This is a genomic window from Faunimonas pinastri, from assembly GCF_900110915.1.
Lineage (GTDB): Bacteria > Pseudomonadota > Alphaproteobacteria > Rhizobiales > Afifellaceae > Faunimonas > Faunimonas pinastri.
Genome location: NZ_FOFG01000001.1, coordinates 294,872 through 312,384 on the forward strand (window position 1 = coordinate 294,872; position 17,513 = coordinate 312,384).

Annotated in this window: 15 protein-coding genes; 4 read left to right on the forward strand and 11 right to left on the reverse strand. The window is 66.2% G+C overall.

Annotated elements, in window-relative coordinates:
- The first annotated feature begins 271 nt into the window (after positions 1-271).
- Positions 272-1,369, forward strand: coding sequence for a TRAP transporter substrate-binding protein (locus BMY25_RS01395; protein WP_092495143.1), 1,098 nt, complete (start codon positions 272-274; stop codon positions 1,367-1,369).
- A 70-nt stretch (positions 1,370-1,439) separates the two neighbouring features.
- Here BMY25_RS01395 and BMY25_RS01400 read toward each other — a convergent pair whose 3' ends face one another.
- From BMY25_RS01400 to BMY25_RS01410, 3 genes are all read right to left on the reverse strand, one after another.
- Positions 1,440-3,488, reverse strand: coding sequence for a TRAP transporter large permease (locus BMY25_RS01400; protein WP_177176649.1), 2,049 nt, complete (start codon positions 3,486-3,488; stop codon positions 1,440-1,442).
- The gene (locus BMY25_RS01405; RefSeq protein ID WP_092494796.1) at positions 3,481-4,059 is read right to left on the reverse strand and encodes a TRAP transporter small permease subunit; all 579 of its coding nucleotides are present in this window, start codon (positions 4,057-4,059) and stop codon (positions 3,481-3,483) included. The genes BMY25_RS01400 and BMY25_RS01405 overlap by 8 nt, the downstream gene beginning before the upstream one ends.
- Before the next feature lie 116 nt (positions 4,060-4,175).
- Positions 4,176-5,603, reverse strand: a complete 1,428-nt coding sequence (locus tag BMY25_RS01410) for an MFS transporter (protein ID WP_092494797.1) — start codon at positions 5,601-5,603, stop codon at positions 4,176-4,178.
- A gap of 312 nt (positions 5,604-5,915) precedes the next feature.
- Here BMY25_RS01410 and msrB point away from each other — a divergent pair, with 312 nt between their 5' ends.
- A complete protein-coding gene (gene msrB, locus BMY25_RS01415) occupies positions 5,916-6,413 on the forward strand; it encodes a peptide-methionine (R)-S-oxide reductase MsrB (RefSeq protein ID WP_092494798.1) in 498 nt (165 codons plus the stop codon).
- Here the strand turns inward: msrB and arfB are convergent.
- The 3 genes from arfB to BMY25_RS01430 form a co-directional block, all read right to left on the reverse strand.
- Positions 6,410-6,826, reverse strand: coding sequence for an alternative ribosome rescue aminoacyl-tRNA hydrolase ArfB (arfB, locus tag BMY25_RS01420; protein WP_092494799.1), 417 nt, complete (start codon positions 6,824-6,826; stop codon positions 6,410-6,412). The genes msrB and arfB overlap by 4 nt on opposite strands.
- Positions 6,827-6,913: 87 nt before the next feature.
- Entirely contained in the window at positions 6,914-7,204 is a 291-nt protein-coding gene (locus BMY25_RS01425) for a hypothetical protein (RefSeq protein WP_092494800.1), read from the reverse strand.
- 256 nt (positions 7,205-7,460) lie between these two features.
- Positions 7,461-7,949 (reverse strand): Rrf2 family transcriptional regulator, encoded by a 489-nt coding sequence (locus BMY25_RS01430; RefSeq protein WP_092494801.1) that lies wholly within the window; start codon positions 7,947-7,949, stop codon positions 7,461-7,463.
- A 180-nt stretch (positions 7,950-8,129) separates the two neighbouring features.
- On the opposite strand from BMY25_RS01430, the gene BMY25_RS01435 reads away from it, so the two are divergent.
- The gene (locus tag BMY25_RS01435; RefSeq protein ID WP_238858083.1) at positions 8,130-8,942 is read left to right on the forward strand and encodes an SDR family oxidoreductase; all 813 of its coding nucleotides are present in this window, start codon (positions 8,130-8,132) and stop codon (positions 8,940-8,942) included.
- Positions 8,943-8,956: 14 nt separating this feature from the next.
- Here BMY25_RS01435 and BMY25_RS01440 read toward each other — a convergent pair whose 3' ends face one another.
- From BMY25_RS01440 to BMY25_RS01450, 3 genes are all read right to left on the reverse strand, one after another.
- Positions 8,957-10,240, reverse strand: a complete 1,284-nt coding sequence (locus BMY25_RS01440) for a GGDEF domain-containing protein (RefSeq protein WP_092494803.1) — start codon at positions 10,238-10,240, stop codon at positions 8,957-8,959.
- A gap of 125 nt (positions 10,241-10,365) precedes the next feature.
- A complete protein-coding gene (gene purU, locus BMY25_RS01445) occupies positions 10,366-11,268 on the reverse strand; it encodes a formyltetrahydrofolate deformylase (RefSeq protein WP_092494804.1) in 903 nt (300 codons plus the stop codon).
- Positions 11,269-11,408: 140 nt separating this feature from the next.
- Positions 11,409-12,299, reverse strand: a complete 891-nt coding sequence (locus BMY25_RS01450; protein WP_092494805.1) for a cation diffusion facilitator family transporter — start codon at positions 12,297-12,299, stop codon at positions 11,409-11,411.
- A 216-nt stretch (positions 12,300-12,515) separates the two neighbouring features.
- Here BMY25_RS01450 and BMY25_RS01455 point away from each other — a divergent pair, with 216 nt between their 5' ends.
- Complete coding sequence (locus BMY25_RS01455; protein ID WP_143061851.1) at positions 12,516-13,076, forward strand: DUF4142 domain-containing protein; 561 nt, start codon at positions 12,516-12,518, stop codon at positions 13,074-13,076.
- A 67-nt stretch (positions 13,077-13,143) separates the two neighbouring features.
- On the opposite strand, the gene BMY25_RS01460 is transcribed toward BMY25_RS01455, so the two are convergent.
- A complete protein-coding gene (locus BMY25_RS01460) occupies positions 13,144-16,308 on the reverse strand; it encodes an efflux RND transporter permease subunit (RefSeq protein ID WP_092494807.1) in 3,165 nt (1,054 codons plus the stop codon).
- On the reverse strand, positions 16,305-17,423 hold the full coding sequence (locus BMY25_RS01465) for an efflux RND transporter periplasmic adaptor subunit (RefSeq protein ID WP_177176650.1): 1,119 nt from the start codon (positions 17,421-17,423) through the stop codon (positions 16,305-16,307). The genes BMY25_RS01460 and BMY25_RS01465 overlap by 4 nt, the downstream gene beginning before the upstream one ends.
- Positions 17,424-17,513 lie beyond the last annotated feature (90 nt).

The window sequence follows — 17,513 nt, forward strand, 5'->3', positions numbered from 1 at the left end:
ATGCTCAACCACGGAAAGTGGGCATTATGTTGGACATGCGCCACGCCCCTAGGGCTTCTCGCCGCAGGCAGGGCCGGGGAGGAGCGAGGGACAGGCCCAGGGAGGCCGATGGGCAGGCCACAGCACAGGAAACAGGATGATCCTTGTCCATTGACAGGCGTTCCTGCGTCCCGCAATCCGGTCGATGTTCTTTCCGGCGGCACTTGTCCGCCGCATCATGACTTGCCGTCCGCCGCGGAAGACGGCGGCGAACCTGCCAGGGAGATGGATGATGAAACGCCGTGACGTCCTCAAAGCCGCCGGACTGGGAATTGCCGGCGCATCGACGCTTGCCATGCCCGCGATTGCACAGGCGACGCCGGAGCTGAAGTGGCGGATGACGTCGTCATTCCCCAAGTCGATGGATGTTCTCTACGGCAATGGTGAGCTCGTCGCGAAATACGTTGCCGAAGCGACCGACAACAAGTTCCAGATCCAGCTTTTCGCGCCGGGCGAGATCGTCCCCGCGCTGCAGGCGCTGGACGCGGTCGCCAACAACACCATCGAGATGGCGCATACCTGCAGCTATTATTACTGGGGCAAGGATCCGGCCTTCGCATTTGGAACGGCGGTTCCCTTCGGCCTGAACTCCCGCATGCAGAACGCGTGGATGTATTATGGCGGCGGCATCGAGCTGATGAACGAGTTCTACGCCAAATTCGGCGTCGTCGGCTTTCCCGCCGGCAACACCGGGGCGCAGATGGGCGGCTGGTTCCGCAAGGAAATCAACACGCCGGAGGACCTGAAGGGCCTGAAGATGCGCATCGCCGGCTTTGGCGGCGCGGTGCTGCAGAAGCTCGGCGTGATCCCGCAGCAGATCGCCGGCGGCGATATCTACCCCTCGCTGGAAAAGGGCACGATCGACGCGGCGGAATGGGTCGGCCCCTATGACGACGAGAAGATCGGCTTCTACAAGGTCGCGCCTTATTACTACTATCCCGGCTTCTGGGAGGGCGGCGCCTATCTCCATGCCTTCATCAACAAGGCCAAGTACGACGCCCTGCCGGACAGCTACAAGCAGGCGCTGCAGATCGCGACCAAGGCCGCGACTTCCGACATGCAGGCCCGGTACGACATGGTGAACCCGCCGGCGATGAAGCGGCTGGCGCAGGCCGGCGCCAAGCTTCGCCCGTTCAGCCAGCAGGTGCTCTCTGCCTGCTTCGACGCGGCCCAGCAAAGCTACGATGAGCTGAATGCCAAGAACGCGGACTTCAAGAAGATGTACGATTCCATGATGGCGTATCGCCGGGATGCCTTCCTTTGGTTCCAGGTCTCGGAATATCCGGCCGACACGTTCCTCATGGTGCAGCAGCGCGAAGGCAAGCTCTGACCCCCCACCAGGGATTTCGCCTGAAATGGAAAAACCCGGCCGCGAGGCCGGGTTTTTCTTTGGACGATCGCTACTGCGCCGGGCCGCCGAAGCTTGGCGGCTGCGACAGGTCCGGAGTGGCCGTTTCCGGTGCGGGTGCGGTTTTCGCTGCTGGAGCCGGGGGCGGCGTAGGGCCCCCGAAACTTGGCGGCTGCGAAAGGTCCGGTGCGCCCGGCTGCGGTGCCGGAATTGTCGGCGCTCCGAAGCTGGGCGGCTGCGACAGATCCGTGCCGGCCGGAGCGGCAGTCTTTGCCGCCGGGGCAGGCTGGGTCGCCGGGGCGGGTTGGGCTGGCGTGGCCGGAGCCCCGAAACTCGGCGGTTGCGACAAATCGGGCGTCGCTGCCGGAGCCGCATCGCCCGGCGGTGACGCGGGTGCGCCGAAGCTCGGCGGCTGCGAGAGGTCGGGTGCTCCGCCGGACGCGGGCGCGGCCGGTCCGCCGAAGGAAGGCGGGGCGCTCAGGTCTACCCCGCCGCTCGTGGGCTGGCCGTAGCCGGCGGGCGCGCTCTGGCTCGCTGGCGCGGGCTGCGGCGCTGGCTGGCCCTTGTAGCGCAGCACCATGCCGGGAAACGCGATGGTGAGGGCGATCATCAGGATCTGGATGCCCACGAAAGGCAGCGCGCCGCGATAGATCTGGCCGGTGGTGACCGGCGCGGTCATCCGGCCGGTGATCTTGTCGCGATACGCCTCCTTGGGCGCGACGGAGCGCAGATAGAAGAGCGAGAACCCGAAGGGCGGGTGCATGAAGCTCGTCTGCAGATTGATGCCGAGCAGTACGCCGAACCAGATCAGGTCGATGCCGAGCTTGTCCGCCGCCGGTCCGATCAGCGGGATCAGGATGAACGCCACCTCGAAATAATCGAGGAAGAAGGCGAGGAAGAAGACGATGACGTTGACGACGATGAGGAAGCCGACCTGGCCGCCCGGCAGGCTCGTCAGCAGGTTCTCGACCCAGATATGGCCGTTCAGCCCGTAGAAACTGAGCGAGAAGACACGAGAGCCGATCAGGATGAACATCACGAAGGAGGAGAGCTTCGCCGTCTGCTCCACGGCCTGCCATGTGCGGGTGAAGCCGAGCCGCCCCTTGGCCGCGGCCAGGAGCAGCGCGCCGACCGCGCCCATCGCCCCGCCCTCCGTCGGCGTCGCGATGCCGAGGAAGATCGTGCCGAGTACCAGGAAGATCAGCGCCAGCGGCGGGATCAGCACGATGATGACCTGTTCGGCCAGCCGCGACAGCAGCTTCAGCTTCGACGCCCGGCTGGCGAGCGCGATGACGTAGGCGACGAGGGCGCCGAGGCTGATCGCCCAGATACCGGCATTGCCGACGCCCCCGGCTTCCATCCACCGGAGCGCGCCATATCCGGCGGCCGCGCCGATCAGCAGCGTTACCAGAAGCGACGTTACGCCGGAACCGAGCGTGCGCGCCTCCTTCGGTAGCGCCGGGGCGAAGTCGGGCGACAGCATCGACCGGATGAAGACATAGCCGACATAGAGCAGCGTCAGGATGATGCTCGGCACCAGCGCGCCGGAATACATGTCGCCAACGGAGCGCCCGAGCTGGTCGGCCATGACGATCAGCACCAGCGACGGCGGGATGATCTGCGCCAGCGTGCCGGACGCCGCGATGACGCCGGAGGCCATGCGCCGGTCGTAGCCGTAGCGCAGCATGATGGGCAGCGAGATCAGGCCCATGGCGATGACGGAGGCCGGGACCACGCCGGTGGTCGCCGCCAGCAGCGCGCCGACGAAGATCACGGCATAGGCAAGCCCGCCCCGGATCGGCCCGAAGAGCTGGCCCACCGTGTCCAGCAGGTCTTCCGCCATGCCGGATCGCTCGAGGATCAGGCCCATGAAGGTGAAGAACGGGATGGCGAGCATGGTGTCGCTGCTCATCACGCCGAAGATGCGGTCCGGCAGCGCCTGGAAGAGGTTGGGCGCGAAGAGGCCAGCCTCGATGCCGACCACGCCGAAGAGCAGGCCGGTGAAGGCCAGCGAGAAAGCGACGGGAAAGCCGATCAGCAGAAAGACGATGAGCGCGCCGAACATGATCGGCGCGAGATTGGCGATCATGAACTCAGGCACCGGGCTTGTCCTCCAGGATCATGTCTTCGTTGGCCGGGTGCGTATGCATTTCTGGCGTGGGATCGGCGATGGCGTCGTTGAGCACGCCGATGCGCTTGATGATTTCCGACAGGCACTGGAGGAACAGCAGGACGAAGGCGGCGAGGATCAGCGCCTTGGCCGGCCAGATGATGAGCCCGCCCGCGTTCATCGACATTTCCTGCTGCCGGAACGAGGTCAGGACGTTGGGCACCGCCTCGTAGACGATGAGGGCGGTGAAGGGCAGCAGCATCACGACGAAGCAGACGAGGTCGATCCAGTCGCGCGTCCGCTTGGACAGCCGGCTCGACAGGATATCGATGCGGATATGCTCGTTGCGCTGGAGCGTGTAGGCGGCGGCCAGCAGGAATACGGCGCCGAAGAGATACCATTGCAGCTCCAGCCAGCCGTTGGAGCTGTAGTCGAAGGCCTTGCGCACGATCGCATTGCCGGCGCTGACCAGCACGGTCGCCAGGATCAGCCACGACACGGCCTTGCCGACGAACGCGCAGATCGCGTCGACCGCCGCGCTGAAACTCAGAAGGGGCTTCAAGACATCCTCCTCGCGCCCGGGGAGAGCACGCTTGTTCTTGTCTTCCCGATTTTGCGGGCGGTATGGCAGTTGCCGGCCGGGATCGCAATGCTCGGCGGCCGGAAAAGGCCTGAGGTCTAGGCGCCCGCCTTGGAGGCTTCGGGGGAGGCGGCGGATGGCCCCGACCGGTGCGCGACCTCGTTGCCGGCTTCGGGGGAGAGCCGGGCGAAGTGGATCGAGGACGCCGCCACCAGGACGGAAATGCCGATAAAGGCGATGCCGAAGGCTTCCGGCGAGGTGGCCGGGGCAATGCCGGCTCCGCTCACGACATCCAGCATCAGGGCCGCGAGGCCGATGCCGATCGACTGCGAAAGCTGCTGCGCCATGGAGGCGAAGCTCGTCGCCGCGCTCATGCGGCGGTTGTCGACGTCGGCATAGGTGATGGAGTTGATCGCGGTGAATTCCAGCGAGCGGAAAAAGCCGCCCACCAGCAGGATCGCGAACATCACGGGCACGCTGGTCGCCGGCGAGAAGGTGGCGCAAAGGGCGATGAAGAAGGCCGCCAGAAGCGCATTCCAGATCAGCGTGCGCCGGAAGCCGAAGAAGCGGAGGGTCGGCTGGGCCGCGAACTTCATGGTGATCGCGCCGGCCGCCGCCGCGAAGGTGGTGAGGCCCGAGGCCAGCGCCGAGCGGCCGAAGCCCGCCTGCAGCATCAAGGGCAGGAGGAAGGGCACGCCGCCGATACCGACGCGAAACAACGAACCCCCGACGATGCCGGCGGAAAAGGTCGGGATCCGCAGGAGGTTCAGATTGATGATCGGCGCCGCCACCCTGCGGGCATGCTGGACGTAGAGCGCTATGGCCGCGCAGCCCGCGACCACGAACAGCGCCTCCACCGGGCGCGACAGGATATCGTCGCCCAGCGTCTCCAGAACGAAGGTGACGCCGGCGATCCCGATGCTGATGAGAGCGAACCCGCGGAGATCGATCCGGGGCACGTTCGGCTCGCGAACATCCTCCAGGAAGATGGAGGCGAGCACGATGCCGATGATGCCGATGGGCACGTTGATCCAGAAGACCCACGGCCAGCTGGCATAGGTGACGATCAGGCCGCCCAGCGGCGGGCCGAGAAGTGGGCCGACCAGCGCCGGGATGGAAACCCAGTTCATGGCGTTCACGAGCTCGGATTTCGGAACCGCGCGAAGCAGCGCCAGCCGCGCCACCGGCACCATCATCGCGCCGCCGATGCCCTGCACGATGCGCGCGGCCACGAGAGCGGAAAGGTTGGGCGCGAACGCGCAGGCGACGGACGCCAGCGTGAAGATGAGGATCGCCAGCCGGAACACGGTGCGCGTGCCGAAGCGATCGGCCACCCAGCCGGAGAGCGGCATGAAGACCGCGAGGCTGAGAAGATAGGCCGTCATCGCCATGTGCAGCCGGACGGGGCTGACGTGATAGGCGTCGGCGATGGTGGCGAGAGCCGTTCCCAGCACGGTGGAATCGATGCTCTGCATGAAGAGGGCGCAGGCGACGATGATGGCGATGATGCGATGCTGAGATGTCATGGACCGGCCCGGATCGGGCCGGCCATTCCGATGAACGCGCAGCCGATGCTCGGGAGAACCCAGGCGTTCAAGGCGGGAATCAGGCGGTCCAGCGGGCGGCGAAGCGGCCCCATGTCGTTCTAGATAAAGCAGAGTTCGCGAAATTAAAGAGCTAAGGGCTCCTTAACGGTCACATCGGCGAGAGTAACAGCCGGATCGCGTGTTCTTGAGCGCGCCTGTGCTGGTTTTCGCCCGGCGCAGACCCTCACGAACTTTCGGCCCCGTGGATCCGTATATCTCAAGAGGAAATACGTTTTGAGACCGGAGTCTCCCATGCTGAACAAGCGCGAATTTCTTTTCCGCAGCGCCGGCCTTGGCCTTGCCGTCCCGCTGGGGCTGAGGGCCGGATGGGTCGGCACCGCCGCGGCTGCGGCCTATTCCGTCAGTCACAGCGACGCGGAGTGGAAGAAGCTCCTGAGCCCCGCCGCCTATCACGTGCTCCGCCGCGAGGGAACGGAGAGGGCCTATTCCAGCCCCCTCAACGACGAGCATCGCAAGGGCGTCTTCGCCTGCGCCGGCTGCAACCAGGCGGCTTTCTCGTCCGATGCGAAGTTCGATTCCGGTACGGGCTGGCCGAGCTTCACCCGCGCCTTGCCGGGCGCTGTCGGGACCGGGCAGGACCACCGCCTGATGATGGCGCGGACCGAGGTGCATTGCAGCCGCTGCGGCGGTCATCTCGGCCATGTCTTCGACGACGGCCCCGCGCCCACGGGCAAGCGCTTCTGCATGAACGGGGTGGCGATGACCTTCAAGCCGGGCGCGACGGCCTAGTCGAATGACGTGTTGCGCATCTTCTTGGTTTCGGAGCGGCGGTTTTTCTGCTCCAGCCGCCGTTTTACGGAGGCGCGCGTCGGGCGGGTCGGCCGGCGCACCACCGGGCGGACGGCCGCGCGGCGGATCAGTTCCACCAGGCGCACGACGGCATCCTCCCGGTTGCGGTCCTGCGAGCGGAACGAGCGGGCGGTGATGACGATCACACCGTCCTTCGTGAGCCTCTGGCCGGCCATCGCCATCAGCCGTTCGCGGACGTCCTCGGGCAGCGACGGCGAGTTCCTCGCGTCGAAGCGGATCTGCACCGCCGTCGCGACCTTGTTGACGTTCTGGCCGCCGGGGCCCGAGGACTGGATAAAGCTTTCCTGAATCTCGTCCTCGTGCAGGGCGATGCGGTGGGTGACCGGGATCATCAGGCGGGGCCGGCCGGGAAGCGGAGGCGGCTGCAGACGGGAAGGTCGGGCATCATCCGTCTCCGCAACAAGCGGCCGAGCCGAAGCTCAGGCTGCCCGGGCCGCCTTCATCGTCTCGGCGCGCTCGCCAGCGTTCTGGCCGGCGCCTTGGGCGGAACGGGGGGAAGGCGCGCTCATGCGTTCGGGGAATTGCATGGCTACCCGCGCGCTGACGCCCGCTTCGATCAGCATCTGCGAGATCAGGACCGGCGAGACGGCCGTGTCGTTCAGCATGGCCATGATGCGTTTCGTCGTCCCGGCGACATCCAGAACCGAATCGTCACGGATGACGGCGCTGACGGCGCTGCGGATCTCTTCGTCCAGGATCGGATAACTCACGCGACTCTCCAACTCTCTGCGTGCCGAATCTTACTCGTTAGCCACACTGCTCGGCGGCAGTATCTTTAGCCGACCAAGAAGGGTCAAGCCCGACGGAGGTTCCGCCGGGCTGGAAGAATTCTCGTCATCGGGAGAGGTGTGGTTCGGCCTCCCCGCGCGCCAGTCCATCACACGACAGTGTGACGCATCTGCGACGAAGACGGGGAGGACGGCCGGGAGGAGCGAGCGCTGGAGGGAACGCCCGTATTCGCGGGCTTCAGTTGGGGAGAAGCGCGCTCAGATCGCCGAGCACGTTGACATCCGGCAGCACCTCCGGGGAAGGCTGCCGTGAGCCGAAGCGCGGCCGCGCGTCGACGAGTTCCTGCAGCGTGTGCTGGTCGAGAATGTCGATGAACGCCTTGAGCGCCTGCTGCAGGATGCGGTTCACGGGCGAGGCCGGCTGGATCGGGCAGCGTTCGGCCGCCTGGCCGAAGCAGTCCGCCTGCACATGCGATTCTTCCGTCAGTCGCACGATCTCGCCAATCCGGATCTCCCGGGGATCGCGGGCAAGGCGAAGGCCGCCATTGCGTCCGCGCGTGGTCCGCACGAAGCCGCCCTGCACCAGCAGCGGCACGATCTTGAGGACGTTGAACTCGGTGATCTGGTAGGCCCTGGCGATATCGCCGGCCCGCACCTGCTCATCCGGACGCAGCGCGCAATAGATCAGGATCCGGAGCGCGTAGCTCGTCTGCTTGGTCAGCCTCATTGCCGTCCTCCGGAGCGCGTGCCTGAATGATTTAGCATGGTTCTAATCTAGCGCTCTCTGGTTCGAACGGCAACCTGGCCCGCAAACCTTTTCAACGCGCCGGCATAGTGGCCGTGAGGAACCGCTTTGGCCAGTCTCCATTCATCGCTGCAGATGGCGGCTTCACCGGCGGGAGAGATCATGGCAGCGGAGCGGGACATGCTGAGGCTGGACGGGCAGGTGGCCGTGGTCACCGGGGCAAGCTCCGGGATCGGGGCGGGTGCCGCCGAGGCGCTGGCGGAGGCGGGAGCCGCCGTGCTCGTGAATTATCACAGCGACCGGGACGGCGCGGAGAAAACGCTGAAGGCGGTCCGCGAAGCCGGGTCCAGGGGCTTCGTCATGAAGGGGGACGTGGCTAGCGAGGCGGACGTGATCGCCCTTTTCGATGCGGCGGAAAAAGAACTCGGCCCGGTCGACATCGTCTTCTCCAACGCGGGCATCCAGAAGGACGCAGCCTTCACCGACATGACGCTGGACGACTGGAATACCGTGATCTCGCTCAACCTGACCGGCGGCTTTCTCTGCTCGCGCGAGGCGGTGCGCCGTTTCCGCAAGAAGGGGAGGCGCGAGGAGATCAGCCGTTCGCTCGGCAAGATCGTCTTCAATTCCTCCGTCCACGAGGTCATTCCCTGGGCGGGTCACGCCAATTACGCGGCCGCCAAGGGCGGGATCTCGCTGCTGATGCAGACGCTGGCGCAGGAAGTGGCGCATGAGGGCATTCGCGTGAATTCGGTGGCGCCCGGCGCGATCGCCACCGCCATCAACGAGGAAGAACGGCGCAAGGGCGAAAAGGAGATGCTGAAGCTCATCCCCTATGGCCGGATCGGCGACCCGCTCGATGTCGGTCGGGCGGTGGCCTGGCTCGCATCGGATGCCGCCGACTATGTCGTCGGCCACTCCCTTTTCGCCGATGGCGGCATGCGGCTTTATCCCGGCTTCATCGGCAACGGCTGAGCCTGCGCGCCACCCTATCCGTTCGATAGCCTGTCGATCGGGCGTGATGGTCCGACGCTCGCCGTCCCCGCGAAGGCGGCGAGATCGCCGGCAAAGGTCCAGCCCGTGTCGGGCATGGCAGCGGCCGTGCGCACCCGGTTGCGTCCGGCCGCTTTGGCCTCGTAAAGCGCACGGTCGGCATCGCGGACGAGGCATTCGATCGTGTTGCAGCGGGCGGACGACAACGACACGCCGATGCTGATCGTGGCTCCGATCGCCCGTCCTCCCACATCGTCGGCGGCGGCGGCGAAGCTCCTGCGCAGACGCTCGGCCAGCATTTCCGCCCCTTCCCAGTTGCTCATGGGAAGCACGATGCCGAATTCCTCGCCGCCCATCCGGCCCAGGATGTCGCTGCCGCGGATCATCCGCGTCGCCTCGACGCACAGGAGCTGCAGCACGCGATCGCCGACCTGATGGCCGAAGGTATCGTTGACCCGCTTGAAGTGGTCGAGGTCGATCAGCAGGAAGGCGATGCTGCTGCTTGTCCGCTGGGCCTGGGCGAGTGAGACCTGCGTGAACTGGAAAAGCCCGCGGCGGTTCAGGGTGCCCGTGAGCGGATCGGTTAGCGCCGCGGCCCGAAGCCGAACCTCGACCCTCTCCTTGGCCATGGCGAGCAGCAGGAACGACATGCAGATGGAATAGAGGATCAACTCCACCGCGATGATGGCGAGAACGCCATGGTTCAACACCAGCGAGGCGGCCGTGATCGGCGAAATCACCGCGAACGGCACCCGGGCCAGCAGCGCCACGCCGTGGATGAACAGGAAGACGACGGCCGGCCAGCGTGTCGCCAGCCGTCTGTCGCCGCCGCGCCAGAACTCGTAGGCGCCGCCAAGGCTGTATGGACCGGCCAGCAGCGCGGCACCGATGACGCGGAGGTTGATATCGCCGTAGAAGATCGGAATCCGGCAGAGCACCAGCCAGGCGATCGGCCCAGCCAGAAGCCACGAAACGCGGAAGGGCTTGCCGTTGAACGCCCGGACGCTGGACCAGATCAGCCCGTAATAAAGAATGACCAGCGCGTTCGCGATGTCGATGGACAGGACGTCCGGGACATGGCCGCGCAGGAAGAAAAAGCCGAAACCGGCTGCGCAGAGCAGATAGGACAGGCCCCACCAGCCAAAGGAATCGATCTCCCGATTCTGCACCCAGGTGGAGAGAAACAGGACTCCGATGATCGTCGCGATGAAGATCGTGATCGCAGCGAGAGTTGGCAGGTCGAGAAGCATCGCGGCGTTGTCGAAGAAGAAGCTCTGCAAGCCTGCATCTTCCGTAGAAGAAACCCTTGCGGGTTTCTTTTATCAATGTTCGATGGCAGTTGAAACGATCTTACGCCGCCACCCCGGAAAGAATATTGCCGGGGTGCGGCCGGCGTTCTGTTTCGTCAGCTGAAGACGACCGTTTTGATTCCGTTCAGGAAAACGCGTCTCTCGACGTGGTAGCGGACCGCGCGGGCCAGCACCCGGGCTTCGATGTCCCGGCCCTTCGCCACCAGCGATTCCGCGCTGTCGGCATGGGTGACGCGCTCCGCGTCCTGCTCGATGATCGGACCTTCGTCGAGATCCGCCGTCACGTAATGCGCGGTCGCGCCGATCAGCTTCACGCCGCGGCTGGAGGCCTGGTGGTAGGGCTTGGCGCCCTTGAAGGCCGGCAGGAAGGAATGGTGGATGTTGATCACCCGGCCGGACAGCGCCTCGCTCATCCGGTTGGACAGGATCTGCATGTAGCGGGCGAGAACGACCAGTTCGGCGCCCGTTTCCTCCACCAGCGCCAGGATCCTGTCCTCGGTTTCGGCCTTGTTGTCGCGCGTGACCGGCAAATGGTGGAACGGAATGCCGTTCGCTTCCGCCAGCGGGCGCGAATCCTCGTGATTGGAGACGATCGCGACGATGTCGATCGGCAGCGCGCCAAGGCGCTTGCGATAGAGCAGGTCCTGGAGGCAATGGTCGAACCTGGAGACCATGATCAGGACGCGGGTGTGCACCGCCATGTCCTTGACGGTCCATTCCATGGAGAAGCGCTTCGCCACCGAGCGGAGCGCCCCCTGGATATCCTCCACCGTGACGGCCTCCGGCGGCGCGAAGACGACGCGCATGAAGAAGAGGTCGGTTTCCGGGTCGCCGAACTGCGCGCTTTCCAGGATGTTGCAGCCGGAATTCGCGAGCGTGCCGGAAACGCCGGCGACGATGCCCGGCTGGTCGGCGCAGGACAGGTTCAGGACGAAGCGGCTCGAAGCCGGACGCGAGGCGGAGGGCGCCGCATCGGCGGCTTTCGTTACTGCATTCATGGCGGGTCCAGTCGAAAACGGACGGCGATCGCACAGGCGATGCCGATTGAACTCGGGGCCAGTCTTACCGGGGAACCCGCGAGCGGCCAAGCGCCCTCGGTGCATCGCATCATGATACGCCGAAAGGCGGGGCGAGACGCTCAGGACAGGACGAGCACGCCCTGGTGCTTGGCCTTTTCCGGCGGTTCGACATGGATGGTGATCACCGCTTCGCCCGTCTCCCTGCGGATCGCCGCCTCGATCCGGTCGCAGATGAGATGCGCGTCGCTAACCGCCATGGAGCCGGGAACCACGAGGTGAAACTCCACGAAGGTGACGCGGCCGGCGCTCCGGGTGCGGAAATCATGCGCCTCGATCGCGCCGTTGGCATGAACCGCGACGAGCTCGCGAAGACGGGCGGTCACCTCCGGGTCGGGCGCTTCGTCCATCAGCCCGCCGACGGAGGTGCGAACGAGGCTGTAGCCGGTCCACAGGATGTTGAGCGCGACGATGGCGGCCAGCGCCGGGTCGAGCCGTGTCCAGCCCGTAAGGGCCACCAGCGCGACCCCGACGATGACGCCCACGGAGGTGAAGACGTCGGCCATCAGGTGCTTGCCGTCGGCGCTCAGCGCCGGCGAACGCCAGCGGCGCCCGAGCCGCGTGAGGAAGACGGCCCAGCCAAGGTTTATGGCGGTCGCCAGAAGGTTGACGGCCAATCCGAGCACCGGCGCGTCGAGCGTCTTCGGCGCGAACCAGTCGTAATAGGCTTCCCGCAGGATCGAGAGCGATGCCAGCACAATCAGCACCCCCTCCAGCACGGCGGAAAGATATTCCGCCTTGTGGTGGCCATAGGGATGGTTCGCGTCGGCCGGCTTGGCGCTGACGGACAGCGCGATGACCGCCGCGATGGACGCGACGATGTTGATGATGCTTTCGAGCGCGTCGGAATAAAGCGCCACGCTGCCCGTCAGCCACCACGCCGCGACCTTGAGAAGCAGGACCACCACGGCGATCGCCACGCTGCCGAGGGCAGCTTTGATTGTGCGGCTCATGGGGCCTCGTCATGTCGGCAGGAGCCCGTTGCGTAGCCAGAACTCGCGCCCGGCGCAACGCGTTGCATTGTCCACCCACAGCAGCTTCACCGGCTCATGTCTTTCCCGGGCCGACCTCGGAACGGGTGCCCCTGTCAGCCGTTCCTAGCCACAGAAGCAGCGAGCGGCACCTCCAGGCCGTGCCGCTTCGCAATCAATCGAGGTGAGGAGAAATCCATGAAATCGATTCTTTTGGCGAGCGCCATGTTCGCTGCCGCCAGCGCCGTCGCCATTGTTCCGGCGAGCGCCCAGTCCGCCAAGAAGACGCACGCCGAAGCCGCCATGCAGCAGAAGAGCTCCTCCAAGACGGCGATGACCGCTCAGAAGTTCGTCGACATGGCCGGTCCCTCCAACCAGTTCGAGATCGATTCGAGCCAGTCGGCGCTGGAGAAGGCGAAGTCGCCGGAGCTGAAGCAGTTTGCCCAGCAGATGATCACCGACCACGGCAAGGCCGCCGACGACATGCAGATGGCGTTGCAGTCGGAACAGGGCGTGACCGCCCCGAGCGGCCTCGACAAGAAGCATCAGCAGGAACTGGATCAGGTCAACTCGGCCAAGAACTTCGACAAGGCCTACACCACCGCGCAGGTGAAGGCCCACAAGGAAGCCGTGGCACTCTTCACGCAGTATTCGGAGAGCGGCGAGGACGGCGCGCTGAAGACCTTCGCGGCGCAGACCCTGCCGACGCTAAAGATGCACTACAAGATGATCCAGGACATCGCGAAGAAGATGTCCTGACACCCGTCGAGGGTCGACGTTCGATGACAGGGAGCCCGGCAATCGCCGGGCTCTTTGTTTTTGTCGGCTATTCCGCGGCTTCAGGCACCTGAGGTGGCAGGCCGGGGCCGCTTTCATTCTCTCGGTTCCGGTTTCGCCCGGGGCGGTTCTCGCGCGGCAGGAGGTGCCGGAGACGGCGGCCGAGGTTGCGCTGCAGGTCGTCCATGAAGGTGTAGACGATCGGCACGTATACGAGGCTGAGCACGGTCGAGCTGAGCAGGCCGCCGATCACCGCGATCGCCATCGGCGCGCGTGATTCCGCGTCCGCCCCGAAGCCCAGCGCCATGGGCAGCATGCCGGCGCCCATCGCGACCGTGGTCATGATGATCGGCCGGGCGCGCTTGCGGGCGGCGTCGATCAGCGCCTCGTGCCGGCTGACGCCACGCTCCGCCTGCGCGACCAGCGCGTATTCCACCAGCAGGATGGAGTTCTTGGCCGCGATTCCCATGAGCATCAGCACGCCGATCAGCGCCGCGACCGAAAGGCTGGAGCCGGTGATCAGCAGGAAACCGAGCGCCCCGCCGATGGAGAGGGGAAGGGCGGTCAGGATCGTCACGGGCTGCACGAAGCCGCGGAAGAGCAGCACGAGCACCGAATACATCAGCAGCACGCCGGCACCGAGCGCCATGGCAAAACCGGTAAAGAGCTCCTTCATGTGTTCCGCGTCGCCCTGCTGCACTTCCTCCACGCCGGGGGGCAGGTTGCGCATGATCGGCAGCGCATGGATCCGCTGCGTCGCCTGGCCGAGTGTCAGCGATCCAAGCTGCGCATCCACGCTGAATTTGCGCCGCCGGTCGAGACGGTCGATCTCATTCGGACCGGAGCCGAAGGAAAGGTCGGCCACGGCCGAAAGCGGCACGGTGGCGGTGGTCCCGTGCACCTGCAGGTTGCCGATGCGGGCGAGGTCGTTGCGCGCATCGTCCTTCAGGCTGACGAGGATCGGGATCTGCCGGTCTTCCAGGTTGAACTTGGGGAGGTTGGTCTCCGCGTCGCCGAGCGTCGCGATATCGACCGTGGCGGCGATGGTCTGGGCGGAGATGCCCAGCTCCGCCGCGATGTCCTTCTTGGGAGTGACGTGCAACTCCGGCCGGGCAAGACTGGAGGTGGAAAGCGGATTGATCAGGCCGGGAATGCCGCGCATCTGGGCCACCAGCTTATCCGTAGCCCTGGCAAGTGCCGCCTGATCGTCGCCGGTGAGCGAGACCGAGACCTTGGAGCCCGACTGGCCGTCGGCGCCGAAGGCGATTTGCGCGCCGGGCACGGCCTGCAATTCGCGCGAGACCATCGCCTCGAATTGCTGCTGCGAGAGGCTGCGCTGGCTTTTGTTCACCAGATTGGCCGTCACCGTCGCGGTGCGGACCTCGGCGGCGGCGGAGATGCGGCCAAAGCCGGTCTGGCTCTGCGAGCCCTCCACGGCGTAGACGCCGGTCACCTCTGGATGGCGGCGCAGAATGTCGGTGATCTGCAGCACCGCCCGGTCGGTTTCGCCAAGCGTGGAGCCGGGCGCGAGCTTCACCGAGAGTACCGAGCGGCCGCGATCGGTGGCCGGCATGAATTCGCTCGGCAAAAGACCGGCGAGCATCATGGAGCCCACGAAGAAGCCGATGCCGAGGGCCAGCGTGATCCAGCGCCAGCGAAGCGCCAGCTGCAGGAGACGCAGATACGGCCCCATCCAGCGCGGGGCGTGTTCCCCGGCTTCCCCGCCACCTGCGTCATGGGCCTTCATGAAATAGGCGCCGACCAGCGGCGTCAGCGTGCGCGCGACGAGCAGCGAGAAGAACACGGACACGCAGGCGGCGAGCGCGAAGCTGCGGAAGATCTTGCCGGGAATTCCCGGCATGAAGGCGACCGGCAGGAAGACGGCGATGATGGTGGAGGTGGTGGCGACCACGGCCAGCCCGATTTCGTCGGCGGCCTCGATCGCCGCCTGGTAGGCCCGCTTGCCGCTTTCGCGCATGTGGCGGACGATGTTCTCGATCTCCACGATCGCGTCGTCGACCAGAATTCCGACCACCAGCGAGAGCGCCAGCAGCGTCATCGTGTTGAGCGATTCGTCGACGGCGTACATCACCGCGAATGTCGGGATCAGTGACAGCGGCAGGGCGATGGCCGAGACGATGGTGGCGCGGATGTCGCGCAGGAACATCCAGACCACGATCACGGCCAGCAGCGCACCGATCCACAACGATTCCAGCGCCGCGTCATAGCCCGCCAGCACAAAGTCGGTGGAGGTCGTGACCTCGTCCAGACGAACGTCCGGGTGTTCCTGCATGAAGCGCTGAACCCGGGCGCGAACGTTGCGGGTGACGTCCACCTCGCTGGAACCGACGGAGCGGAAGACGCTGACGGCGACCACCTCCTTGCCGTTGAAGCGGGCGCGCTGGCGCGGCTCCTCCCAGGTGTCCTCGACCTGGCCGAGGTCGGAAAGGCGGACGGAATTGCCGTTGGAGAGCGCGATCCGGGTGTCGGCCAGTCCCTTCACCGTCGCGACGCTGCCGAGCGTCCGGATCGATTGCTCGCCCGTGCCAAGCGTGGCGCGGCCGCCCGGCTGGTTGACGTTGACCTTGGCGAGCGTCTGGCTCACCTCCGCCGCGGTGACGCCCAGCGCCATCAGCCGGTCGGGATCGAGCTTCACGCGGATCGCCCGGTCCACGCCGCCCTCGCGGGTGATCTTTGAAACGTCGCCCACCGACAGCATGGCCTTGGCGATGTCGTTGTCCACGAACCAGCTGAGCTCGTCGGGCCGCATGCCGGGCGCCTCGACCACATAGGTGAGGATGGCGACGTCGGTCGCTTCCACGCGCTGGATGATCGGCTGGTTGGCCGCCGCCGGCAACGAGCTTTCCACGCTGGAGACGGCGTTGCGCACGTCGTTGGTGGCGCGGTCGATGTTGGTTCCCAGCGTGAACTGGATGCTGGTGGTCGATGCCCCGTCGGAAACGGTGGAGCTGATGTGATCGACATTGCCGAGGCCGGCCAGCGCATCCTCCACGATGCGGGTGACCTGCGTTTCCAGCTCGCTCGGGGCGGCGCCCGGTTGCGTCACCGTGACGACCACCACCGGCAGGTCGATATCCGGCATGCTGTTGGTGCGCAGGCGCAGGAAGCTCACCGCACCGGCGATCGTCAGCACCAGGAAGAGGACGATGGTCGGGACCGGATGCCGGATCGACCAGGAGGAAATGCCGTTCATCGGGCGGCGGCTTCGGCGGAGCCGCCGAGATCGGCATCGGCCACCGCGATCCGCACCGCGTCGCCGTCGTTCAGAAAGCCCGCGCCGGAAACGACCACCCGGTCTCCCGGCGAGACGTCGCCGTCGATCGCCACGCGGCCGTTCTGTCGTGCCCCGGTCGTGACGGGAAGGAGCTTGGCCGTGTTGCCGCTCGCGACCGCGAAAACGGAGGACGCGCCGTTGCGCCAGACCAGAGCGCTTTCCGGCACGGTCAGCGTGAGGCGGGGCTCCGTACTGATCTCCACCCGCGCGAACATTCCCGGCTTCATGGTCGTGTCCTGGGGCAAGGCGACGTAGACGGTGCCGAGCCGCGTCGCGGCGTCGACGACCGGGCCGACCTTGCGCACGCTGCCGGTAAAGGTATTGCCCGCCGCGTCCCTCGCCGTCGCAGACTGGCCGGCGGCGATGCCCGGCAATTCGGCTTCCGGCACCTTGGCCTGCACCTCCAGCCGGTTGTCGCGGATCAGGTGGAAGAGCTCGCCGCCGGCGGAAGCGACGGTGCCGATCAGGGCCTTGCGCTGGGAAACGGTGCCGTCGGCCGGCGCGACGATGCGGGTCTGCGCGAGCTTCGCCTGCAACTCCGATAACGAGGCCTGCGCCTGCTGAATCTTTGCCTGGCTGGTCTTCAGCGTCGCTTCGCGCTGCTGCATCGTCTGGCGGGAAATGTCGCTGTTGCCGCTGAGGAGGCGGGCACGATCGACGTCGGCCTCCGCGTAGTCCGCATTGGCCTGAGCCTCGGCGATCGCCGCCTGCTGCTGCGCGACCTGGGCGCGAAGCAGGGAATCGTCGAGCTCCGCCAGGACGTCGCCCTTCTTCACGGCGTCGCCGAGATCGGCATGGACGGCGGTGATGGCGAGGCCTCCCACTTCGGAGCCGATCGTGAGGTCTTCCCAAGCGGCGACCGTGCCGGTTGCCTCGACGGAATGCTGCAGCGGCTCGTGGCGGACAGGCTCGACGGCGACGGTCAGCGCGGCTTGCGACCGGGACGACGCGGCGGGCTCGCCCGCATCGGCGCTCTTCTCCCCCTTGGAGGGGGAGCAGGCCGAAAGCGCGGCGGCGAGCGCCACGGCGGTCATGCCGGCCGTCCTCCGCCCGAGCCTGCCCCTCAAACCGTCAACCCGCATTCCCTGGCTCCAGTGACGACCCCCCGCGGGATCAGATGCCGC